22 protein-coding genes and 1 pseudogene are annotated in these 21584 nt (G+C 72.5%); 8 read left to right on the top strand and 15 right to left on the bottom strand.

Annotated elements, in window-relative coordinates:
• The first annotated feature begins 10 nt into the window (after positions 1–10).
• Positions 11–973: an EamA family transporter gene (locus ACZZ9K_RS12515; RefSeq protein ID WP_463444208.1), complete on the top strand. Its 963-nt coding sequence runs from the start codon at positions 11–13 to the stop codon at positions 971–973.
• Here ACZZ9K_RS12515 and ACZZ9K_RS12510 read toward each other — a convergent pair.
• Together ACZZ9K_RS12510 and ACZZ9K_RS12505 are read right to left on the bottom strand one after the other, a co-directional pair.
• On the bottom strand, positions 942–1919 hold the full coding sequence (locus tag ACZZ9K_RS12510; RefSeq protein WP_138803428.1) for an epimerase: 978 nt from the start codon (positions 1917–1919) through the stop codon (positions 942–944). The two genes, ACZZ9K_RS12515 and ACZZ9K_RS12510, sit on opposite strands and share 32 nt — an antisense overlap.
• A 304-nt stretch (positions 1920–2223) precedes the next feature.
• Positions 2224–2559, bottom strand: a pseudogene (locus tag ACZZ9K_RS12505) (DUF4166 domain-containing protein); the annotation flags it as partial.
• An 87-nt stretch (positions 2560–2646) separates the two neighbouring features.
• Between ACZZ9K_RS12505 and ACZZ9K_RS12500 the strand changes: the two are divergent.
• Positions 2647–3561 (top strand): cation diffusion facilitator family transporter, encoded by a 915-nt coding sequence (locus tag ACZZ9K_RS12500; protein WP_138802424.1) that lies wholly within the window; start codon positions 2647–2649, stop codon positions 3559–3561.
• 99 nt (positions 3562–3660) lie between these two features.
• Here ACZZ9K_RS12500 and ACZZ9K_RS12495 read toward each other — a convergent pair whose 3' ends face one another.
• On the bottom strand, positions 3661–4266 hold the full coding sequence (locus ACZZ9K_RS12495; protein WP_463444207.1) for a hypothetical protein: 606 nt from the start codon (positions 4264–4266) through the stop codon (positions 3661–3663).
• A gap of 65 nt (positions 4267–4331) precedes the next feature.
• Positions 4332–5621 carry an MFS transporter gene (locus tag ACZZ9K_RS12490; protein WP_463444206.1) on the bottom strand — a complete coding sequence of 430 codons (1290 nt, stop codon included), beginning with the start codon at positions 5619–5621 and terminating at the stop codon, positions 4332–4334.
• 81 nt (positions 5622–5702) lie between these two features.
• Here ACZZ9K_RS12490 and ACZZ9K_RS12485 point away from each other — a divergent pair, with 81 nt between their 5' ends.
• Positions 5703–6581, top strand: a complete 879-nt coding sequence (locus tag ACZZ9K_RS12485; protein WP_027464977.1) for a LysR family transcriptional regulator — start codon at positions 5703–5705, stop codon at positions 6579–6581.
• Positions 6582–6653: 72 nt separating this feature from the next.
• On the opposite strand, the gene ACZZ9K_RS12480 is transcribed toward ACZZ9K_RS12485, so the two are convergent.
• The 7 genes from ACZZ9K_RS12480 to ACZZ9K_RS12450 form a co-directional block, all read right to left on the bottom strand.
• Entirely contained in the window at positions 6654–7094 is a 441-nt protein-coding gene (locus ACZZ9K_RS12480; RefSeq protein WP_463444205.1) for a hypothetical protein, read from the bottom strand.
• Positions 7016–7405 carry a hypothetical protein gene (locus ACZZ9K_RS12475; protein WP_463444204.1) on the bottom strand — a complete coding sequence of 130 codons (390 nt, stop codon included), beginning with the start codon at positions 7403–7405 and terminating at the stop codon, positions 7016–7018. Before ACZZ9K_RS12475 ends, ACZZ9K_RS12480 begins: the two co-directional genes overlap by 79 nt.
• Positions 7395–7934 (bottom strand): RNA polymerase sigma factor, encoded by a 540-nt coding sequence (locus ACZZ9K_RS12470; protein ID WP_463444203.1) that lies wholly within the window; start codon positions 7932–7934, stop codon positions 7395–7397. Before ACZZ9K_RS12470 ends, ACZZ9K_RS12475 begins: the two co-directional genes overlap by 11 nt.
• A gap of 122 nt (positions 7935–8056) precedes the next feature.
• Positions 8057–8320: a hypothetical protein gene (locus tag ACZZ9K_RS12465; RefSeq protein WP_027464979.1), complete on the bottom strand. Its 264-nt coding sequence runs from the start codon at positions 8318–8320 to the stop codon at positions 8057–8059.
• Positions 8317–8976, bottom strand: a complete 660-nt coding sequence (locus ACZZ9K_RS12460) for a DUF308 domain-containing protein (RefSeq protein ID WP_051596596.1) — start codon at positions 8974–8976, stop codon at positions 8317–8319. Before ACZZ9K_RS12460 ends, ACZZ9K_RS12465 begins: the two co-directional genes overlap by 4 nt.
• 143 nt (positions 8977–9119) lie before the next feature.
• Positions 9120–11093, bottom strand: a complete 1974-nt coding sequence (locus ACZZ9K_RS12455; RefSeq protein WP_463444202.1) for a hypothetical protein — start codon at positions 11091–11093, stop codon at positions 9120–9122.
• 100 nt (positions 11094–11193) lie between these two features.
• Positions 11194–12840 carry a glycoside hydrolase family 13 protein gene (locus ACZZ9K_RS12450; protein ID WP_027464981.1) on the bottom strand — a complete coding sequence of 549 codons (1647 nt, stop codon included), beginning with the start codon at positions 12838–12840 and terminating at the stop codon, positions 11194–11196.
• Positions 12841–12946: 106 nt separating this feature from the next.
• Between ACZZ9K_RS12450 and ACZZ9K_RS12445 the strand changes: the two genes are divergently transcribed.
• The 5 genes from ACZZ9K_RS12445 (at position 12947) to ACZZ9K_RS12425 (ending at position 16854) form a co-directional block, all read left to right on the top strand.
• A complete protein-coding gene (locus ACZZ9K_RS12445; protein ID WP_027464982.1) occupies positions 12947–13513 on the top strand; it encodes an NADPH-dependent FMN reductase in 567 nt (188 codons plus the stop codon).
• A gap of 174 nt (positions 13514–13687) precedes the next feature.
• A complete protein-coding gene (locus ACZZ9K_RS12440; RefSeq protein WP_027464983.1) occupies positions 13688–14200 on the top strand; it encodes a MarR family winged helix-turn-helix transcriptional regulator in 513 nt (170 codons plus the stop codon).
• A gap of 113 nt (positions 14201–14313) precedes the next feature.
• Complete coding sequence (locus ACZZ9K_RS12435; RefSeq protein WP_017886495.1) at positions 14314–14820, top strand: Dps family protein; 507 nt, start codon at positions 14314–14316, stop codon at positions 14818–14820.
• Between the two features lie 8 nt (positions 14821–14828).
• On the top strand, positions 14829–15629 hold the full coding sequence (locus ACZZ9K_RS12430; RefSeq protein ID WP_111101471.1) for an SDR family NAD(P)-dependent oxidoreductase: 801 nt from the start codon (positions 14829–14831) through the stop codon (positions 15627–15629).
• 31 nt (positions 15630–15660) lie between these two features.
• Entirely contained in the window at positions 15661–16854 is a 1194-nt protein-coding gene (locus ACZZ9K_RS12425; RefSeq protein ID WP_463444201.1) for an NAD(P)/FAD-dependent oxidoreductase, read from the top strand.
• 120 nt (positions 16855–16974) lie between these two features.
• Here ACZZ9K_RS12425 and ACZZ9K_RS12420 read toward each other — a convergent pair whose 3' ends face one another.
• The 4 genes from ACZZ9K_RS12420 to ACZZ9K_RS12405 form a co-directional block, all read right to left on the bottom strand.
• Positions 16975–18045, bottom strand: a complete 1071-nt coding sequence (locus ACZZ9K_RS12420) for an alpha/beta fold hydrolase (RefSeq protein ID WP_463444200.1) — start codon at positions 18043–18045, stop codon at positions 16975–16977.
• A gap of 70 nt (positions 18046–18115) precedes the next feature.
• A complete protein-coding gene (locus ACZZ9K_RS12415) occupies positions 18116–18991 on the bottom strand; it encodes an SMP-30/gluconolactonase/LRE family protein (protein ID WP_138802415.1) in 876 nt (291 codons plus the stop codon).
• Between the two features lie 161 nt (positions 18992–19152).
• Complete coding sequence (locus ACZZ9K_RS12410; protein WP_463444199.1) at positions 19153–19986, bottom strand: DUF1206 domain-containing protein; 834 nt, start codon at positions 19984–19986, stop codon at positions 19153–19155.
• A 127-nt stretch (positions 19987–20113) separates the two neighbouring features.
• Complete coding sequence (locus tag ACZZ9K_RS12405; RefSeq protein WP_463444198.1) at positions 20114–21280, bottom strand: RtcB family protein; 1167 nt, start codon at positions 21278–21280, stop codon at positions 20114–20116.
• Positions 21281–21584 lie beyond the last annotated feature (304 nt).

The following is a 21584-nucleotide window of genomic DNA, read 5'->3' as shown; positions in this document are numbered from 1 at the left end:
GATGAGGAGCATGACCGCTCGTGACCGTCTCTTCGCCGTCGTCGTGGCCGTGGTCTGGGGACTGAACTTCCCCGCGACGGCACTCGCGCTCGAGCACTTCCCGCCGTTCCTGCTCGCAGCGCTGCGGTTCACGATCCTGGCGGTCCCGACGCTGCTGTTCGTGCCGCGGCCGAGGATCCCGTTCGGGCGACTGCTGCTCGTCGGCCTCGGGCTCGGCGTGCTGCAGTTCTCGTTCCTGTACCTGAGCATGGCGTCCGGCATGCCGTCGGGGCTGGCCTCGCTCGTGCTGCAGGCCTCCGCGCCCTTCACGGTGGTGCTGGCCGGGGTGTTCCTGCGCGAGCGGCTGACCGGCCGGCAGGTCGTCGGGGTCACCGTCGCCGTGGCCGCCCTCGCCGCGATCGCCCTGCACCGCTCCCAGACCGCCGCGCTGCTGCCCGTCGTGCTCGCGCTGTGCGGTGCGCTCGGGTGGGCGATCGGCAACGTCGCGACCCGGCGGGCGGGCGCCGCGAACCCGCTGCACCTGACCCTGTGGTGGTCGGTCGTGCCACCCGTGCCGATGGCCGTGCTGTCGCTCGTGGTCGAGGGACCGGACCGCATCGGGGCCGCACTCGGCACCGCGTTCACGCCGGCGGCGCTGCCGGCCGACCTCGGCCTGCTCTACATCGTGGTCGTCGCGACCCTGGTGGGCTACGGCATCTGGTCGCGGCTGCTGGCGACCTACCCCTCGAGCACGGTCGCGCCGTTCTCGATGCTCGTGCCGGTGGTCGGGGTGCTCGCGTCGTGGGCGGCCTTCGGCGAGGTACCCGACCTGGTCGAGGTGCTCGCCGGCGCGGTCGTCGTGGCCGCCGTGCTGTGGTCGTCGCGTCCGGCGCGGGACCGCGGGCCGCGACCGGGCCGGAACCCGGCGCCAGCTCCGGTCGACGGGGTCCCGGTGCCGGTGCTCAGCCCCGGTGCTGGCGGCGCTCCGCGATGATCCCGGCGAGCGCCCCACGCAGGTGCGGGTACCGGAACTCGTAGCCCGCCTCGGTCAACCGGGTCGGCACCACCCACCGGCTCTTCAGCACGAGTTCGGTCTCGGTGCGGATCGCGAACGACCCGAGTTCGAGCATCCACCGCCAGGTCGGTACCCCGAACCGGCGTCCGACGGCGTCGCGGATGGTCGCCATCACGGTGCGGTTGTCGGACGGGTTCGGGCTCGAGAGGTTCACCGGCCCCTCGATCTCCGGGTGGTCACGGAGGAACCGGATCGACCCGAGGACGTCGGCGATGTGCACCCAGCTGAAGCGCTGCCGACCGTGCGTGGGCCGGTGGTGGTGGTACGTGCCGGCGCGGAGCCGGGAGCGCGTCGGCACCCACGGCCCGTCGTACTGCGGCCCGCCGAGGCCGGCCTGCGCGAGCCGGAGGAGCGGCAGCAGGGCGCTGCCGTCGCCGAACACGATCGCCATCCGGAGCGCCACACGACGGGTGCCGGGCAGGTCGGCGCCGAAGAAGGCGTCCTCCCACGCGCGGGCCACGGAGACCGAGAACCCCTCGCCGATCTCGCCGGTGGTCTCGTCCTGCGGGCGGTCGTCGGCGTGCCGGTAGATCGTCGCGGTCGAGGCGTTCATCCACAGCGGCGTCGGGTGCTCCGACGTCCGGATGGCCTCGGCGAGCTCGAGCGTGGTGTCCACCCGGGAGCGCATGATCTCCGCACGGTTGCGTCGGCCGTAGCGGCAGTTGACGCTCTTGCCCGCCATGTTCACGACCATGGCGGCGCCGTCGACGAGTTCCCGGATGCGCAGGGTGTTGCCCCACACCGCGTCGCCGGTCCGGCCGACGGTGACGACCCGGTAGCCCTCTGCCGCGAAGGCGTCCCGCAGGTACCGCCCCACGAAGCCGCTCGCTCCCGCGATCACGACGCGGCCCTTCTCGTCGCTCATCTTCATCCCCGTCCTGTGTCCGGCGCGATCTCGTACCGGAACGCCCCCTCGTACCGGTACAGCGTGCCGAGCACCGGCGCGGTGAGCACCAGGGACACGCGCTGCAGGTCGGCTTCGTCATCGAATCGTTCTGCGCGCCCCGCTCGGCGGCAACGCGCCAGCGTTGCGCGGGGTGCGCCGGGCGAGCCTGCGAGCCCGGGTCACACGCCCGGGTACGAACCAGGCGCAGGGCGCCCGCGTCCGGACCGTCCGCGTCGACCTGCGCCCGCAGACGCGCGCTGACGCGCCCGCGGCGACCGAGGTGGTCGACCAGGCCGTCGGGTTCGGCGGTGATGGCGTCCACCATCGCGCGGGCGCCCGAGCGGAACCGGAAGGTGCGGTGGGCGCGGACGGCGGGGCGGGCCTCCAGGCCGGTGCCGGGTCCACGACGGACGCGAGCCGGGCGGTTCTCGACGGTGAAGGGCACGTCCCGTTCCCACACCGGGAACACGACGGCGTCGCGCGCGAACCACGCGAGGACCGGCCAGACCCAGCGGCGCGGGGTGCCGACCACGGTGAAGACGCCCTCGCCGCGACCGACGTGTCCGGGCGGGACGGCAGCGAAGTACGTCCGGAGCCGGGGGTGCAGCCGGGCCAGCACCTCGGGTGGTGTGGACAGCTCGTAGGGCGACCGGCTCACGCCGACGATCCTGGCATGTCGTCAGTGCGGATCCCTACGATGTCGCACATGGGACACGACCACGGGCACGGCGTCGGGCACGCCTCGGAGCGCGCCCTGCTCATCGCGTTCTGCATCTCGGCGGGCATCCTGCTCGCCGAGGTCGTGGGCGCCGTGGTCACGGGTTCGCTCGCACTGCTCGTCGACGCCGGGCACATGGTCGTCGACACCGGCGGACTCGGCATCGGACTCGTCGCGACGCGGCTCGCCCGCCGGTCGCCGACCGCACAGCGCACCTGGGGCTTCCAGCGGGCCGAGGTCCTCGGGGCCACCGCGCAGGCCGCGATCCTGCTCGCCGTCGGCGTCTACGTGATCATCTCGGCGGTCCAGCGACTCATCGTGCCGGAGGAGATCCACTCCGGGCCGCTGCTCGTCTTCGGCATCGTCGGACTCGTCGGCAACCTGGTGGCCTACGCGGTGCTGCTCCGGGCCTCGGGCGAGGGGTTCACCTCACGTGCCGCCCGGCTCGAGGTCCTCAACGACACCCTCGGGTCGGTGGCCGTCATCATCGCCGCGGTCGTGCTCATGCTGACCGGGTGGGAGCGGGCGGACTCCGTCGCCGCGATCCTGATCGGCCTGCTCATCCTGCCGCGGGCGATCCGGCTGCTGCGCGAGACCGCGAACGTGCTGCTCGAGTCGACGCCGCCAGGGCTCGACCTCGACGACGTGCGGGGCCACATCCTCGAGCTCGACCACGTCATCGCGGTGCACGACCTGCACGCGACGCTCGTGGCGACGGGGGTGCCGAACCTGACCGCGCACGTGGTCGTCGACGACCACTGCTTCTCGACGGCGCACGCCCCGGCGATCCTCGACGAGCTGCAGCGGTGCGTGGCGGAGCACTTCGACGTGCCGGTGGAGCACTCGACGTTCCAGTTGGAGCCGGCGTCGCACCGGCGGCACGAGTACGAGGTGCACGCGTAGGGTCGCGCGCTCGGGCGCCCAGCCCCGGTTTCGCGACGATCCACCAGGTGATCGACTCGTGGTCCGTCGCGGAACGGGCGGCCAGCGCCAGCGCCGGCGTCAGCAGTCGTCGGTGCGCGTGGGGTACGCCGTGATCACCCGGTCGGTGGTGGCCGAGACGATCACCTTGACGAAGGGCTCGTCGTCGGGGCGTGAACCGTCGTCGAACCGGACGGGTGCGGCGTAGCAGACCTTGCCGTCGCCGGCGTCGAGCGGGAACCCGGGGCGCGGGTCCTCGAGGGCCGTGTGCACCGCCGTGAGCATGGCGTCGTCCCAGTCGCGCGAGCCGTGCCCGGACACGACGTCCTGCCAGTCGGCGGTGTGCCGCACCCGGATGTGCTCGTAGCCCTGGGCAGCGGTGCCGCACTGCAGGGTGACACGGCCCAGGGCCTCGGTCTCGTACTGCGCGACGGCCGCCTGGGTCGTCGTGTCGCACCGGCCGAGCGCCGTGCTGCCGGGCATGTCCGGCCCGGTGCGGGTGATCGTGACGGTGCCGTCGCCGGCGGCGGTCGCTGCATCGGCCGGGGTCTGTGCGGCCGAGTCGGCGCCGATGGTCGGGTCGTCCGCACCCTGCCGTGCCGTCAGGAACAGCCCGCCGGCGAGGAGACCGGCGGCGACAACGGCAGCGATCCCCGTGATCACGGGACGGTTGCGGTTCCGGGGCACGCACCCAGTATGCCGGGAGTGCGCCCGCACGTCGTGCGACGGGCGGCCGGGAGGCCCGTGGCGCGTCAGGCGCGCGCGGCCAGTCGGGTGCCGGCGACGACGGCCAGGACGGCGACGAGCACGACGTACCCGATCAGGACGGGGAGCGTCTGGATCACCAGCAGCGCCGCCCCGACGGCCACGACCGGCACGGTGAGTCCGGCGTAGGCGATGAGGAACGTGGCGGCGAGCACGCCGCCCCGACGCTCCGGCCCGACCAGTGCTGCGGCGCTGCCGATCGCGGCGCGGAACAGCAGGCCGACCCCGGCGCCCGCGACGACCCCGCCGCCGATGAACCCGGCGACCTGCAGCAGGACCGCGGCGACGGCCAGGACGACCAGCCCGACGACCAGCAGCACCATGCCGAGCCGGATCTGCGCACGCTGCGACAGCCGGGCGAAGACGATCTGCGAGAGCGCGCTCGCGGCGAAGACCCCGAAGGTCGTGGCCCCGGCGGCCAGGCGGTCGGTGACGTGGAAGGTGGTGCCGAGGAAGCTCGGCGCGACCGAGGTGAAGAGGCCCTGCACGGCGAGCGCGGCGAACGCGGCTGCACCGGCGGCCCAGAACGCGGCACCCTGTCCCTCGGGCGCCTGCATGCGCTGCGGGCGGTAGGCCACGGGCTGCTCGGGGCGGCCGACCGTCTCCGGTGCTGCGAGCACCAGTACGAACGCGACGGCCAGCGCGATCACGAACACCACGTACGGGACCATGAGCGGCTGCCCGACGAACTCGGCGAGCGCTCCACCGACCAGGGCGCCGAGCGACAGCCCACCGAGGTTCACGGCCCCGGCGGCGACGCTCGCCCCCTTCGCGGAGTCGCTCGACCCGGTCGCACGGACCCGGAGCTCACCGAGGTGCGCCGTCGCGGTCGCCGTCAGCGTCCCGACACCGAGGCCGGTCACGAGCCGGGCGACGATGAGGCCGGTGACGTCGTTCCAGAGCAGGAACAGCACGGCGGCGACCAGCTCGAGGGCGATGGACACCAGGATGAGCGGGCGCCGCCCGTGCACGTCGCTGAGGTGTCCCGCGAGGTACAGCGACCCGACGACGCCGACCCCGTACGCCGCGAAGATCACCGTCGTGGTGAAGGTCGGGAACCCGTCGCGGGCCTGGTAGATGACGTAGAGGGGTGCTGGGACGGTCGCGAAGGCCATGACCGCGAGGAACGCGAAGGCGACGGCCCAGAAGCCGAAACCGTGGCGCCGACGGGTGTGGACACGGCGTCCGCGCGGGGCGACGACACGGTCGCTCGCGGATACGGGAGCGGCGGTGGTGGCGGGGACGGTGCCCGTCGGGGTGTCGGTGACGGTTGACATGCTCCGATGATCGCGCTCGGTGTGCATCGAGTCCAACGGATGCGCTTGATGTGCACGATCGATCTGTTCGATACTCGGACGATGGAGACCCGGCTGCTCGAACAGTTCGTCACCGTCGCCGCCGAGGGCAGCGTCACCCGGGCGGCCGAACGACTCTGGGCGGCGCAGTCCACGGTGTCCGCGGGCATCGCCTCGCTCGAACGCAGCTTCGGGGTGCGGCTCTTCGACCGCACGGGCCGGCAGCTCGTGCTGACCCCCGCCGGCGAGGACCTGCTCCCCCACGCCCGCGCGGTGCTCGAGTCCCTCGACCGGATGCGCGACCTGGCCACCGCCGACGACGCCGACCTGCGGGGCCGGGTGCGGCTCGGCATCTTCACGAGCATGGACATCGTCGACCTGACGGGCGTGCTGCAGCGGTTCCGACGGCAGCACCCGCTCGTCGCCGTGGAGCTGATGACCTCGCCGTCGGGGACGACCGGGCTCGTGCAGGACCTGGTCGCCGGGCGGCTCGACATCGCCTACACGGGCCTGCCCACCGTGCCCGCCGGCGTCGTCGTGGAGCCGTTGCGGGAGATGCCGTTCCGGGTGTTCACCGCGTCGGACCACCCGCTCGCCGGCCGGTCGTCGGTGTCGCTCGCCGAACTCGCCGATGAACCATTCGTCGACACGGCGCACGGGTTCGGCAACCGGATCATCCTCGACGGGGCACTCGAGCGCCTCGGCATCCGGCGGCGCATCGTCGCGGAGATGAACGACATGCCCGCCGTGATCCGGTTCGCCTCGGCCGGCCTCGGTGTCGGGGTCGTGCCGGACTCGGGGGTGCGGTACGACGGTGCGGTGCTCGACCTGGAGGACGAGGTCGAACCGCTCCGCATCGGTCTGGCGGTCAGGACGTCCCCGGAGCCGAGCCGCGCGGTCCGGACGCTGGCACGCGACATCGTGGCGGCGCGGGTGGGGTGACGCGGCGTCGGTGGGTGGACCCCACCGACGGACTGGAGGCACGGGTCGGGTCCGCCACGTGCCTCCAGGCCGTCAGTCCCCCCAGATCTCCCCGACCACGGCGTCCAGCAGACCGTTCGTCGGGAAGTTCGCCTGCCGGATCACGATGAAAGTGTCGTCGCGCAGGAAGAAGGTGGAGACCTGGTCGACCGGGCCGGTCTCGGCGCGGACGGACGACTGGCACACCCGGCCGCCGTCACGGTCCTCGCACTGGAGCGGACTGGTCGCGAGCACGTCCGCGGCCCCGGGCCCGGCCGTCCCGATGGTCATGGTCAGCCCGCTGACGTCCGCCCGCGGGTCGGCCCAGTTGCAGATGATCTCCGACTCCCCGTCCGCCCAGGTGACGTCTTCACCATCGCCGCCGGCCGTCCCGTCCTTCGCCTTCGAGATCTCGGTCAGCGGAGTATCCCCGAAGAGCCGCGTGTAGTCCTCCGCCGGCACCATGTCGCGGCAGGTCGCCGGGATCGTCGCCACGGGGGGGTCGGGGTGGGCTTCGGGACCGGGGCGCCCGTGATCGGGGCGGAGCTCGGCGTGGTCGCGGACGGCGACGGTTCGGGCTGCTGGGTCTGGGTGGGAGCGGCGACCGGGTCGGCGTTCTGCTGCGACAGGGTCAGGGCCACGGCACCGGTCGCGGTGCCGAGTGCCAGCAGGGCGACGACGCCGACCACGACGCCCGAGCGACCACGACGTCGCTTCGGGCGGGGCGTGGCGCGTTCGAGGACGTTCTGCTTCATCGAGACGAGCATGCGCTGCAGCTCGTCTCCCTGGGGAGGTTCAGTGTTCATCGTGCATCACCGCCTTCTTGAGTCGACGTCGGTTGCGGGAGACCCGCTGGGTGACCGCACCGACCGTGAGACCGAGGAACTCCGCGGCTTCGGCGTAGGAGTACCCCTCGAGGAGGCAGAGCTCGCAGATGCGGCGGTCGAGGTCGGGGAGCGCGGCGATCTCGGCACGGACCCAGCGCAGGGTCTCGCGGGCCTCGTCGTGGTCGGCGGGCGAGGCGAGGTGCTCGGGGAGTTCGTCCGCGCGACGACGGGCCTGCTTGCGGCCGGTGTTGAAGGCGTGGTTGCGGCAGACGACGAGCAGCCACGGCAGCACGGTGTCCGCCGGCAGCTCGAGGGTCGCCGCCCGCTGCCAGAGCGTGAGGAACGCGTCCTGCACGATCTCCTCGACGTCGGAGCGGTTGTCCACGAGTGCCCAGGCGTACCGGGTGAGGGTGGCGGCGTACCGGTCGAACGCTCGTGCGAGCGCTCCGGTGTCCCCCTGTGCCATCGCACGGACGAGTCCTTCGTCCGTGTCGGTGCCGGTCGTCACGTCCACATCCCACCTCCTTCACCCAGAGGTGTCGGCAGGACCCGCGATCCTGACAGGACCGTTCCTGATTCGTGACCTCGGGCGTGTCCGGCGTCAGGACGCGGTCGCCGCTGGGTCAGCCGTCAGTGGAAGTCGTCGCCGTCGCCCTCGCCAGGCGTCTTGTGCCCGCCGAGCATGTCGTTGTCGTCCTGCTCGCTCGACGAGGCGAGCTGCAGCATCGCGAGCACGACGACGACCACGATGAACGCAACGCCGAGGAAGATCACGGCCAGCTGCAGCTCCCGCGTCGAGAACAGCACGACGAGCCCGGTGAACACCGCGACGATCGCGGAGATCCCGAGGAGCTCGACCGGGCGCAGACGGTCACGACGGCTGGGGGTGGTCATGCGTGTGGTGCTCCGTCCGGGGCGACGGCCGGCGTGGCCGTGCCCCACTTGTGCGAGAGGCCGGCGATCACGTGGAAGACGGCCGTGATGGCGAGGTACGCGCCGAGCAGGCCGACGAGCACGATCGAGGCGTCGAGGGTGCCGGTGACCTGTTCCACGCCACCGAGCTGCTGGGAGTAGTCGGGCGGCGTGACGAGGAAGGCGACCGCGAGCAGCAGCGTGAGGCCGCCGATCGTGGTCCAGTCGCGAGCGAAGGGTGAGCGACGCCGGGCACGGAGCCCCTGCGACAGCTCGAGGGCCCCGGTCAGCACCGCGAACGCGACGATGACCGTGATGAAGGCCGGCAGCCCGAACCCATTGCACGCGAACGCGGCGACCGCGGCGAGCAGGGTGATGACGGCCTGCAGCAGGGTCGTGCGACGCGAACGGCCGTCGAGGGGCAGTCGGGAGATCCCGGCGAACAGGAGCACGAGGCCCTCGACCAGGGCGAAGCCACCGAACAGCACGAGACCGTAGCCCGCGGCGTGGTTGGTCGAGAAGGTGATGACCATCGCGACGACCGCTGCGGGGACCGCCCGGAGGATCGGGATCGGCCAGTACCGCGCGCGCTGGGTCGCGTCTTCCACGGTGGTGGCGTCGTCCACGGTGTCGGACACGAGACCTCTTTCGGGCATGCGGATCGTGGATCCGATCCTACCGCCGGTGGGGTGAACGCCCGACCGGCGGCGTCTCCACCCCCTGTGGACGTGCACACCCGTGCGCCGGGACGGCGCCGCTTCCGGTGCCGTCCCGGCGGTGTTCAGGGCTGCTGCGGGTCGTCGGTCGGCGCGTTCCGGCGGGCACGACGTCGGGCGAGCCACCAGCACACGGACCCGACGGCGGCGGCCAGGGCGGCGAGCGCGGCGGCGAGGCCGACCCCTTCGGCGCCGGTGTACGCGAGGGCTCCCACGGGCGCGGCGGCGCCGTGGTCCGCTGCCGGAGCACCCGCACGCCCGTGGTCAGCACCCGCCCCGGGGCCGTCGCCGTCGCCGGAGCCACCGGTACCGGATCCGTCCCCGTCGTCCGGTGCCGGACCGGTCGTCGGCGCGGGGCTCGGCGCCGGTCCGTCGTCGTCCGGGTCGACGACGATCGCCACACCGGTGGACGGGTCGCCACCGTCCGGGTCGGTCGGCGAGGTCGCGGTCGCCACGTTCACCACGTCGGATCCGTCCCCCCGGTAGCCCGGATCGAGCACGGCGCGGATCCGGAAGGCCCGGGTCTCCCCCACGTCGAGCGAGACGTCGGATCGGCACGTCACGCGCTGCCCCTCGGCGGTGCACCCGTCGTCCGAACCGGCGAAGCGCATGGCCTCGGGCAGGTCGTCGACGGCCCCGACGTGCTCCGCGACCGCCGGACCCCGGTTCCGTGCGGTCACGAGGTACTCGACCTCGTCACCGGGTGCGACGGTCGACGGCGACACCGACTTGTCCGTCTCGACGTGCGCGACGGCCGCCGGTGCCGTCACGGTCGTGCTCGCCCGCGAGACGTTGTCCGTCTCGTTCGTGTCGGACAACGACGCAGGCGTGGCGATCGTGGCGACGCTCTCCAGGCTCCCCTCGGTGCCCGCGGCGACCCGCCCCTCGATCGTCACCACGGCCGAACCGTCGCGGGGCAGGGACAGGTCGGTCGCCACGTCACCGCTCCCCGTCGCGGTCGCGCAGGCGGAGCCCGCCGCCGCGGTGCACGTCCAGGTGACGTCCTGGATGCCGTCCGGCACGTCGACGTGCAACGGGCTCGGATCGGCGGCGTTCGGACCGGGGTTCCGAGCCGTGACGTCGTACCGGACGGGGTCGCCGGCCGTGACGGTCGCGGGCAGGTCGTGCTCGACCGACAGGTCCGCCGGCTTCCACACCTGCAGCGCGTCGACCTCGTGCTTGTCGACGTGGCTGCCGGTGGCCGCGGCGAACCCGAGGCGGAGCGTGCTCGGCAGCGGGGCCTGTCCGTCGCCGTGCAGCGGCACCGAGTCCAGCACCGTCCGCAGGGCCCCGCCGGCCTGGATCCGGACCGTCACGGCGAGGCCGCCGTCGGCCTCGGGCAGCAGGGTGACGCGGACCTTCCGCGGTGTGGCGCCGTCGGTCACCGTGCCGCCGGGGGCCGCGACGCCGGCGACGTAGCGGTAGCCATCGGTCCCGTCACCCGAACCGCGGACGACGACGTGGTCGGCCTGGGCACCCGGACCGGAGTCGTTGATGCGCGACGAGAAGTTGCCGTAGTGGTCGATCGCGACCGCGGCGAAGCCACCGGGGACCCCCGGCAGGTCGCACGGGCGTCCACCGCCCTCGGTCTCGGTGCTGCGGCAGGCGTACCCGAGGCCGGCGCCGTACGACCCGACACCCTGTGGTGCGGCCCCGTCGGCCAGGTAGAGCAGCAGGCCGTCGGCCCCGGGGTCGTCCTTCGCGGTGTACATGGCGTAGGTGAACTCGATCTCGAGCCCGGTGTCGGAGGGGAACGTGTCGTTCGTCGACCAGGAACCGGCCTGGTCCCGGACGTCGTCGGTGAGTCGAAGGCGGCCGTCGGACACCGCGGCGTCACCCTGCAGGGTGCCGCCGGACGCACCGGCGAACTCGTTGACGTAGGGGAAGTCGAGCGCAGCGGCGCTCGACCCGGACGGGAGCACGGCGGGCGCCGCGAGCACACCGAGGGCGGTCAGCGCGGCGCCGACCGCAGCGAGGCGGCGGACGACCCGCGACCGGAGTGGTCGTGGACCGGATGCTGGAGCAGTGGGATCTGTCATGCCCCGATGCTCGCGATCGGGAGGTCACCCCGGGCGGCGGCGAGACGATCTGTGGAACACCACCACGGGCCTCCGGGCTGTGGAGGAAGAACCTGTCCGCTCAGGCCAACCACACCGTCGTCTCGCCGGGCAGCACACCGGGCGAGACCTCGTCGAGCGGTCCCGACGCGACGACGACCGTGCCGGCGGGCAACGGCACCGGCTCCGTGCCGAAGTTCGTGAACGACCGCCAGCCGTCGTGCCGGGCGAACGCCACGACCTCGGAGCCGGACTCCAGCCACGTCAGCGCCTCCCCCTGCTGCAGCCGACGTCGTGCGGCCAGCGCCCGGCGGTACAGCGACAGGGTCGACCCGGGATCGCCGTCCTCGGCCTCGACCGAGGACTCCCCGAAGTCCTGCGGCTGCGGCAGGTGCGGAGCGACGTCCCCGAAGCCGAACGACGGCCCGGAGCGCGTCCACGGGATCGGCACGCGGCAGCCGTCCCGGCCCTTCACGGTGTGCCCGGTGCGGAGCCACTTCGGGTCCTGCAGCAGGTCGCGCGGGATCGCGGCGGCCTCGTGCAGCCCGAGCTCCTCGCCCTGGTACACGTACGACGACCCCGGCAGCGCCAGCATCAGCAGCGTCGCCGCGCGTGCCCGGCGGAGCCCCCGTGCACGGTCGAGCTCCGGCGTCGTGCCGTCCGTCATGAGCCAGGCGTCGGTGTCGGTGCCGTCCGGCAGGCCGTACCGGGTGGGGTGCCGCACGACGTCGTGGTTCGAGAGCACCCAGGTGCTCGAGGCACCCGAGTGCTCCGAGGCGGCCAGGTTCCGCTCGATGATCTGACGGAAGGCGTCCGGCTCGAACGGGGCCTCGAGCAGGTCGAAGTTGAAGGCCTGCCCGAGCTCCGTCGGCCGGGCGTACAGGACACGGCGGGGTGCAGGGGCCCAGGCCTCGGCGACCGCGGCACGGGGCGGCTCGTACTCGTCGAGCACCCGACGCCAGGTGGCGAAGATCTCGTGCACCTCGTCGCGGTCGTACAGCGGGTCGGAGCCGTCGAGCGGCAGGTCCTGCTCGTTCGACGGCCGGTACGGGGTCGACAGGTCCTTCGCCAGCCCGTGCGCGACGTCCACGCGGAACCCGTCGACACCGCGGTCGGACCAGAAGCGCAGCGTGTCCTCGAAGTCGGCGCGGACCTCGGGGTTCGACCAGTCCAGGTCCGGCTGCTCGGGGGCGAACAGGTGCAGGTACCACTGCCCGTCCGGAACCCGGGTCCACGCGCTGCCGCCGAAGTTCGACACCCAGTCGCTCGGCGGCAGTTCCCCGGAGTCGCCGGACCCCTCGCGGAACACGTACCGCGCACGCTCGGCCGACCCCGGCGAGGACGCCAGTGCGGCCCGGAACCACTCGTGCTGGTCCGAGGTGTGGTTCGGCACGATGTCGACGATGACCTTCAGGTCGTGTTCGTGGGCTGCCCGGACCAGGGCGTCGAGGTCGTCGAGGGACCCGAGCTTCGGGTCGACCGCACGGTAGTCAGCGACGTCGTAGCCCCCGTCGGCGAGCGGCGACGGGAAGAACGGGGAGAGCCACAGCGCGTCGACACCGAGCGACGCCAGGTACGGCACCCGGCTCGTGATGCCCGCGACGTCACCGAGCCCGTCGCCGTCGGTGTCGGCGAAGCTGCGTGGGTAGACCTGGTAGACGACGGCATCGCGCCACCAGGTCGGGTCGGTGGTTCGTGGCGTGCTGGCCGGGGTCCGAAGCGTGGTCACGTCGCCACCGTACCCAGGGGGCTGGGAATAGCGCCCCGTACGATCGCATTGGTTGTCGCTGACACCTTTCCGTCCAGCAACAGCATCCCGCAACAGAAGGAGCTCCATGACGAACGTCCTCGTCCTCGTCGGCAGCCTGCGCGCCGACTCCATCAACCGCAAGCTCGCCGAGGCCGCCGCGCACCACGCGCCGGAGGGCATCGAGCTGCACACCTTCGACGGCATCGTCGACCTGCCGTTCTACAACGAGGACATCGACGGCGACACCCCGCCCGCCGCTGCCGTCGCCTTCCGCGACGCCGTCGCCACCGCGGACGCCGTCCTGCTGATCACCCCCGAGTACAACGGCACCATCCCCGCCGTCCTGAAGAACGCGCTCGACTGGGGTTCGCGTCCGTTCGGCGCCTCGCCGCTGTCCGGCAAGCCCCTCGCCGTGATCGGCTCGGCGTTCGGCCAGTACGGCGGCGTCTGGGCGCACGACGACGCCCGCAAGGCCGCCGGCATCGCCGGTGCGAAGGTCCTGGAGGACGTCAAGGTCGCCATCCCGCAGTCGGTCGTCCGTTTCGCGGAGACCCACCCGCGTGAGGACGCCGAGGTCACGACGCTCGTGCAGGGCGCGCTCACCGCGCTCGCCGAGGCCGCAGCCGGCACGGACGAGCAGGCAGCCGCGTAACGCGACGAACCACCGGACACCAGGCCCGTGGCGACCCCGCCACGGGCCTCCTGTCCGTCCGGTGCGGACGCAACGGTCGTTGCGAACGCATCGGACGGTGCGGACGCACCGGTCGTGGCGGAACCCGGGAGTCCGCTAGACGACCGAGATACGAGACGGGTTACCCTGAACGCCATGTCGACGCAGGAGATCACCGAGGCGTCCGGGTACTGGTTCCCGGACGACGACGCGACCCAACGCGGGGTCGCCGTGCTCAACGCCCTGCGCCGGTACCGATCCGCCGAGACGGCCATGCGCCGCCGGACCCGCGACTCGATGGGCATGGGCGAGACCGACCTGCTCGCCGTGCGCTTCCTGCTGCAGGCGCAGCGCTCCGGCACCGCCGTGAGCCCGAAGGACCTCGCCGCGTACCTGAAGATCTCGTCGGCCTCGACGACGATCCTCATCGACCGCCTGGTCAAGTCGAACCACGTCCGCCGCGACCCGCACCCCACCGACCGCCGGGCGCTCGTCATCACGCCGACGACCGAGACCGACGACGAGGTCCGCGCCACGCTCGGCGTGATGCACCGCCGGATGATGTCGATCGCCGAGGGACTCCCCGCGTCCGAGGCCCGGATCGTCGCCGGCTTCCTGGAGCAGATGCGCGAGGCCGTCGACCAGGTCGACCCCGCGCCGTCGCACTGAGCGGCACCGCGCCGGACGACCCCGGGGGACGCTGCCTCCGAGCGCACTGAGAGCGTGCACTGCGGCACCGCGTAGACCGGAACGGTCACACCGACGCGAAAGGAGCCACAACCATGCACGCTTCGGACAAGATGGCCAAGAACCTCCAGGCGGTCCTCGTGGACCTCATCGACCTGCACCTGCAGGGCAAGCAGGCCCACTGGAACATCCTCGGCACCAACTTCCGCGACCTCCACCTGCAGCTCGACGAGATCGTCGACGCGGCTCGTGAGTTCGCCGACGACACCGCCGAGCGCATGCGCGCGCTGTACCTCGTGCCGGACGGCCGCTCGGCGACCGTCTCCGCGGGAAGCCACCTCGACGCGTTCCCCTCGGGCGAGATCACCACGCACGACGCCATCGACCAGGTCACGCTCCGGCTGTACCAGGCGACCGGCACCATGCGCGACGTCCACGACGAGGTCGACGAGGAAGACCCGACGACCGCGGACCTGCTCCACGGCTTCATCGAGCGCCTCGAGCAGCTCGCGTGGATGGTCTCCGCCGAGAACCGCGCGCCCAGCACTCCGCTGGCCTCCGCCACCACGCCCGCCGTCGCCGACGCGTCGGCGCACGCGTAGGGGCCCGGGTGGACCTCGGTATCCAGGGCAAGACCGCACTCGTCTTCGGCGGCGACTCCGGCATCGGCTGGAACACGGCGCGAATCCTCCTGGCAGAGGGTGCGACCGTGGTCGTCACCGACATCGACCAGAGCCGTCTGGACACCAGTGCCGACCAGCTCGAGGCACCGATCGGCAAGCTGCACGCCTTCGCCGCCGACGTCCGGAGCGCCGAGAGCCTCGCCGCCCTGCACGACAAGGTGCGCGAGGCCGTCGGCGAGATCGACATCCTGGTGCAGTCCTCGGGCGTCACCGGCGCCCAGGGCATGTTCCACGAGATCGACGAGGCCGGCTGGGCGGAGACGATCGACATCGACCTGATGGGGCCGGTGCGGATCACCCGCGAGTTCATCGGCGACCTGCGCCAGGGCGGCTGGGGACGCATCGTCTACCTGGTGTCCGAGGACGCCTCGCAGCCGTACGACGACGAACTGCCCTACTGCGCCGCCAAGGCCGGGGTGCTCTCGTTCGCGAAGGGCCTGTCGCGCTCCTACGCCTCCGAGGGCCTGCTGGTGAACACGGTCTCTCCCGCGTTCATCCACACGCCGATGACCGACGCGATGATGGACAAGCGAGCCAAGCAACGCGGGACCTCGTTCGACGAGGCCATCGGCAGCTTCCTCGAAGAAGAGCGGCCGTACATGGAGCTCAAGCGCCGCGGCGAGCCGGAAGAGGTCGCGAACGTCGTGGCCTTCCTGTGCTCCGACCTGGCCAGCTTCGTGAACGGCGCCAACTACCGGGTCGACTCCGGCTCGGTCGCCACGATCTGATCGTGGTGCCACAGCACCGCCAGGAGGCGTCATGACCGACTTCCGCTACCTCATCGTCGGCGGCGGGATGGTCGCCGACGCCGCTGCCCGCGGCATCCGCGAACTCGACACCGACGGATCGATCGGCATCCTCAGCGAGGACGTCGACCGGCCCTACGCGCGGCCCGCGCTGTCGAAGAAGCTCTGGACCGACCCGGACTTCAGCTGGGACGACAAGGTCGACCTGCACACCGAGGAGACCGGGGCGCAGTTCGTCCTGGGCACCGCGGTGACCGCGATCGACCGTGCCGCGACGACCGTCACGACGGCCGACGGCGCGACCCACGGCTACGAGCGGCTCCTGCTCGCGACCGGAGGGAAGCCGCGCGGGCTGCCGGGGCTGTCCCCGTCGGCACGCGTGCTCGACTACCGCAGCGCGTCGGACTACCGCCGGCTGCGCGAACTCGCGGATGCCGGAGCACACGTCGCCGTCGTCGGCGGCGGGTACATCGGCCAGGAGATCACGGCGGGCATCGTGCAGAACGGTGCGCGCGTCACACTGGTCGACCCGGACGAGGTCGTCGGCGGACGCATGTTCCCCGAGGACCTGGCACGGGCGTTCCAGCAGCGCTTCGTCGACCACGGCGTGGAGCTCCGCACCGGCCGCCGGGTGTCCGAGGGCACCGAGACGACGGACGGCGTGCGGCTGACGCTCGACGACGGCTCCGTGGTCGAGGCCGACGCCGTCGTCGCCGGACTCGGCATCGAACCCGCGACGCAGCTCGCCGCCGACGCCGGACTCACCGTCCGTGACGGCATCGTGGTGACCTCGACACTGCTCACCGACGACGACTCGGTCTTCGCGGCCGGCGACGTCGCGGAGTACCCGGACCGGATCCTCGGCACGCGACGCGTCGAGCACGTCGACAACGCCCAGCAGCAGGGTCGGCAGGCCGGCCGCAACCTGGCCGACGCCGACGAGACCTACGACCACACGCCGATGTTCTACTCCGACGTCTTCGACATGGGGTACGAGGCAGTGGGGCAGGTCAGTTCGAAGCTCCGCACGGTCGAGGACTGGCAGGACCCCACCGTGACCGGCGTCGTCTACTACCTGGACGACGACGACACCGTCCGGGGCGTGCTGCTCTGGAACGTGTGGGACAAGACCGACGAGGCCCGCAAGGTCCTCGCCGAGGCGAACGCGCTGACGCCCGACATGCTGCCGGGCCGCATCACGCCCTGACCGCTCGCCCGTCGCGTTGGTCGCGACGCCCTGGAGGCCCGGCGCCGGTCCGTCGGACCGGCACCGGGCCTCCAGGCGGTCGCCCGCAGATCGCGACGCGCGCTGGTGCGACGGTGCTCGCTACTTCGACTCCGGCGCCACTTCGTCGACGACCGCCCGGCGGTCCGCCGGGTCGACCGGCAGGTCGTCGCCGTCCGCCATCGCGACGGCGTGCGCGGACTTGGCCGCCTCGAGCGTCTCGTCGTCGTTCCGGGCCATCCCGAACAGCTCGATGAAGCGCGACTTGACCAGCAACCAGGCGTCCCCCGGGCTGAGCCGCGCCAGGTCCGACGACGTCGAGTGGTCGCGCACCCGCTGCAGCGACGACACGCCCCGGTCGGGGATCCGGTGGTCGACGTGCGCCACCGCGAGGCGCGCGACCGCGTCGGCCTGTGCGTGCATGACCGAGTGTGCGCCGTCGACGACCTCGCGGAGGACCGCGTACGGGAACACCCGCGCCAGCCGGCGGACCCAGTCCCGCGGCACCATCGCGTCGTGCTCACCGCGGACGATCAGGGTGCGGGCCTGCACGTGGGCGGCGCGCTCCTCGATCGGGAACGCGATCATCCGTGGCAGGACCTTCCGGAACCAGTGCCACCCGCACAGCGCGTACGCCGTGATGCCGTGCCACCGGACCGCGGCGGGCTCGTGCAGCGTCGACCGCAGGAACCGGAACGCCGACTGCCGGACCGTGCGTGCCGACGAGTCGACCACCGGGCTGATGAGCACGAGGTCGGAGATCCCCGGACGGCGGGCGGCGACCTCGGTGACGACCTGCGTGCCCATCGAGTGCCCGACCAGGACCGGGTCCTGGAGCCCGAGGTCGTCGATGACCCGTTCGACCGCGTCCGCGTAGCGCTCGATCGAGACCTTCCCGCGGAATCGCGGGACGCCGGCGAACCCCGGCAGGTCGAGCGCGTGCACCGGACCGTTCTCGTTGAGGTGCGGGGCGAGCCGCTCGTAGTAGGTCGACGCGATGCCCAGGCCCGCGACCAGCACGAAGGCCCGCGCGCCCGGCTCGCCGATCGAGCTCACCCGGACGTAGGTGCCGTCGACCGCGACCCGGTCCACCTGCACCGTGACGTCGGCGTCCTCGGCCTGGGCGAGCTCGCCGGCCGGGTCCGGCCGGGGTGCCTGGCGTTCGTCGTCCACGTGGGTCTCCTCCGGTCGGGCGGTCGCCCAGGATACCCGGCCGCCGTCCGCGCGGGCGGCGACGACGTGCTCAGCCGCTGAAGGTGTTCGCGGGGAACCCGTGCACCGTCGTCGGCACCGCGAAGACCGCACCGGACCGCGGCGCCTGCTCCAGGTCCTGCTCGGTGAGGTTCTCGCGGGCCGTCCCGACGAAGAGCGTCGACATGTCCGGGCCGCCGAACGCCACCGAGGTCGGGTTGGCGACGGGGAGCTCCACCGTCTCCAGGTGCGAGCCGTCGGGCCCGTAGCGCTCGACGCGGGAACCGCCGTAGATCGCGCTCCAGAAACAGCCCTCGTCGTCGCGGACCAGGCCGTCGTGCGCGTGACCGACGATGAACGGCTCGAGTTCGCCGAGCTCGCCGTCCGCGCCGTACGACCCGCGGAAGACCGTCGAGGCGCTGGTGTCGGTGACGTACATCGTGCTGCCGTCCTCCGACCACTCCATGCCGTTCGTCACGCCGAAGCCGCCGCGGAGCACCCGGGTCGTGCCGTCGGCCTCGATCGAGTAGAGCGCCGCGTCGGGTTCGCCGGTCGTCACGTTCATGCTGCCGACCAGGAACCGGCCGAACGGGTCGCACTTGCCCTCGTTGAACCGGTTGCCCGAGGTGCTGTGGGTGACGCGGGCGATCTCGCGCTCCACGGCACCCTGCTCGTCCGTCACCACGACGGTGTCCCCGAGGGCCGCGACGAACCCGCCGGAGGCCCGGGGCTGGAAGCTCGCCAGCGGGGGCGGCAGCGGCACGCTCGACCGCACCGTGCCGTCGGCCTCGGCGGTGTTGAGCGTGCCGAGGGTGATGTCGGCCCACCGGAGCAGCTGTGCGGACGGGTCCCAGACGATGCTCTCGGCGAGGACCGCTCGGGCGTCGGCGAAGACGGTCGCGGGGCCGGTCGTGACGTTCGTGCTCATCGGCCCCTTCTACCGCGAGGACGGTCCGTGCTCGCTCAGGCGTGGGGGGCGGCGGCGGCGGCGAGTTCACGGGCTGCGCGACACCTCACGCCCGCTCCGGCCCGTGAGGTGTCGCGCAGCGCGAAGGTCCGCGCCGGCCCGGTCGTCCGTGCACCCGCGGGTCAGAGGCGGGCGAACCGCGCGCGGAAGAAGCTGTAGACGCCGAAGGCCAGGAACCCGATGCCGATCGCGACGAGGACGAACACCCCACCGGGCATGCGCCGCACGGCGTCGAACGCTGCGTCGAGGCCGGTGGCCTGGTCGGGGTCGCTCTGCAGCCCCGCGACGGCGATGAGCACGCCCACGATGACCACGGCGATCCCCTTGCCGACGTACCCGACGACGCCGAGCACGGTGACCACACGGTCGAGCTGACCCGACGGTCGCGTGATCTGCTTGCGGAACGACCGGCGGCAGCCGATCACCACGAGGCCGATGCCGACCGCGACCGCGATCGCCCCGGCGAGGAGCAGCACGAACACCCCGCCCGGCGTCGCCAGGGTCTTCGCCGCGGCACTCTGCGACGAGCTGCTCGAGCTCGACCCGGCACCGAGCGCGTACGAGGCCGCCGAGTACGCGATCACGCCGTAGACCACGGCCTTCGCGACGTCCTTCAGCCGGGCGAGCCAGCCCCGGGTGGTGTCGGAACGGCCGCCGACGATCGCCTCGACGATCAGGCGCACGGTGAGTGCGGCGGTGCCGACGGCGATCAGCCAGAGCAGGAACACCCCGCCGGGGACCGCGGCGATCTGCTGCAGCGCACCGGACTGGTCCGTCTCGCCGCCGGAGGACGCGTTGCCGATCCCGAGCAGGATCGCCAGGTACCCGATCAGCAGGTGGACGATGCCGCTGCCGACGAACCCGGCGCGTGCCGTGACCTCGAACCAACGGCTGTCGGCCGCTCGCCGGACCTGTCGTCCGGTTTCCTTCGCCGCGTGCTCCGCCGTGTCGCTCATCACGCCCCAGCGTGCCCGACGCGTGCCGTCCTGTCCGGGGCGCGCCGGGCCGTGCGGTCCGCCACGTGGCGGACGGGAGGCCCGTGGCGGTGCCGCCACGGGCCTCCCGTCCGTCGGTGGGCGCGTCTCAGTCGCCCTTCACGTTGACGACCTGCCGCAGGGTGTGCCGGATCGACACGAGGTCCTCGGCGTCCGCCATGACCTGGTCGATCGGCTTGTACGCCGCCGGGATCTCGTCGAGGAACGCGTCGGTGTCGCGGTACTCGATGCCGGTCATCGCCTCGCGCAGCTGCTCGTGGGTGAAGGTCCGCCGGGCCGCGCTCCGCGAGAACAGCCGGCCGGCACCGTGCGGGGACGACTCGAGCGAGGGCTTGTTGCCGAGTCCCTCGACCACGTACGACGCGGTGCCCATCGACCCGGGGATCAGGCCGGGCTGCCCGGCCTTCGCCTGGATCGCACCCTTCCGCGACACCCACACGGACTTGCCCCAGTGCGTCTCACGCTGCGTGAAGTTGTGGTGGCAGTTGATCCGCTCGAGCTCGTCGACGGGCGTGCCGACGGCCTCGGACAGCTGCCGGACGACGCGGTCCATCATCTCCTCGCGGTTGAGCAGCGCGAAGTGCTGGGCCCACCGGAGCTCGGCGATGTACCGGTCGAACTCCGGCGTGCCCTCGACCAGGTACGCCAGGTCGGGGTCCGCCAGCTGGATCCACCACCGCTCCATCGCCTTCTTGGCGACCTTGATGTGCCGCTGCGCGATCTTGTTGCCGACGCCACGCGACCCGGAGTGCAGGAAGAGCCAGACCCGGTCCTGCTCGTCGAGGGAGACCTCGATGAAGTGGTTGCCGGACCCGAGGGTGCCGAGCTGGTTCCGCCACCCGCCGTGCACGCCGTCCGGGTCGAACCCGGCGGTCTCGGCCATCGCCTCGAGCTCGGCGATCCGGGGCGCGGCGGTCGCCACGATCTTCCGGTTCGACGCACCGGCCGACAGCGGTATCGCGCGCTCGATCTGCTCGCGCAGCCCCTGCAGGTCGGCGGGCAGGTCGGTGGCGGTGAACTGCGTTCGGACCGCGATCATGCCGCAGCCGATGTCCACGCCGACGGCCGCCGGCATGATCGCGCCGAGGGTCGGGATGACGGACCCGACGGTGGCCCCGAGGCCGAGGTGTGCGTCGGGCATGAGGGCCAGGTGCGGGAACACGAACGGCATGCGCGCGGTCGTGCGGGCCTGCTGCTCGGTGTTGTCCTCGAGCATCGAGGCCCAGCTGAGCAATCGGTCGTTGATCTTCTTCATGGAGTCGTCTCGCTTTCGTGACGGTCGAGGTGACGGTCCGAGGCGGTCGTACGCCGGGCCTCCTGGTCGTCGCCGGACGTGGCGGACGGAAGGAGGCGGTGCTGACGAACGCCCCGGGCCGGGTGGGCACGGGGCGTCGTGGGACGTCGCGTGCCTACGCGGGATAGCGGAGGGACCACTGCTGCTCGGGCAGCACGGCGGCCGCGGCGAGCTGGAGCTCGACGCGTTCCTCGTTGTGCTGCACGGCGCGCATGCGCGGTCCTTCCGGTGTGCCCGGGGCGGGCGGTCTGCCGATCGGCAGGAG

The organism is Curtobacterium sp. AC268 (assembly GCF_979258745.1).
The sequence above is the reverse complement of the archived record's forward strand: the minus strand, read 5'-3'. Positions and strand labels throughout refer to the sequence as shown.

Bases quoted from the DNA above. Each gene is read 5' to 3' on its own strand.
- ACZZ9K_RS12515 (WP_463444208.1), top strand. From the start codon at position 11: ATGACCGCTCGTGACCGTCTCTTCGCCGTCGTCGTGGCCGTGGTCTGG.
- ACZZ9K_RS12510 (WP_138803428.1), bottom strand. From the start codon at position 1,919: ATGAGCGACGAGAAGGGCCGCGTCGTGATCGCGGGAGCGAGCGGCTTC.
- ACZZ9K_RS12500 (WP_138802424.1), top strand. From the start codon at position 2,647: ATGGGACACGACCACGGGCACGGCGTCGGGCACGCCTCGGAGCGCGCC.
- ACZZ9K_RS12490 (WP_463444206.1), bottom strand. From the start codon at position 5,621: ATGTCAACCGTCACCGACACCCCGACGGGCACCGTCCCCGCCACCACC.
- ACZZ9K_RS12485 (WP_027464977.1), top strand. From the start codon at position 5,703: ATGGAGACCCGGCTGCTCGAACAGTTCGTCACCGTCGCCGCCGAGGGC.
- ACZZ9K_RS12475 (WP_463444204.1), bottom strand. From the start codon at position 7,405: ATGAACACTGAACCTCCCCAGGGAGACGAGCTGCAGCGCATGCTCGTC.
- ACZZ9K_RS12465 (WP_027464979.1), bottom strand. From the start codon at position 8,320: ATGACCACCCCCAGCCGTCGTGACCGTCTGCGCCCGGTCGAGCTCCTC.
- ACZZ9K_RS12455 (WP_463444202.1), bottom strand. From the start codon at position 11,093: ATGACAGATCCCACTGCTCCAGCATCCGGTCCACGACCACTCCGGTCG.
- ACZZ9K_RS12445 (WP_027464982.1), top strand. From the start codon at position 12,947: ATGACGAACGTCCTCGTCCTCGTCGGCAGCCTGCGCGCCGACTCCATC.
- ACZZ9K_RS12440 (WP_027464983.1), top strand. From the start codon at position 13,688: ATGTCGACGCAGGAGATCACCGAGGCGTCCGGGTACTGGTTCCCGGAC.
- ACZZ9K_RS12435 (WP_017886495.1), top strand. From the start codon at position 14,314: ATGCACGCTTCGGACAAGATGGCCAAGAACCTCCAGGCGGTCCTCGTG.
- ACZZ9K_RS12425 (WP_463444201.1), top strand. From the start codon at position 15,661: ATGACCGACTTCCGCTACCTCATCGTCGGCGGCGGGATGGTCGCCGAC.
- ACZZ9K_RS12415 (WP_138802415.1), bottom strand. From the start codon at position 18,991: ATGAGCACGAACGTCACGACCGGCCCCGCGACCGTCTTCGCCGACGCC.
- ACZZ9K_RS12410 (WP_463444199.1), bottom strand. From the start codon at position 19,986: ATGAGCGACACGGCGGAGCACGCGGCGAAGGAAACCGGACGACAGGTC.
- ACZZ9K_RS12405 (WP_463444198.1), bottom strand. From the start codon at position 21,280: ATGAAGAAGATCAACGACCGATTGCTCAGCTGGGCCTCGATGCTCGAG.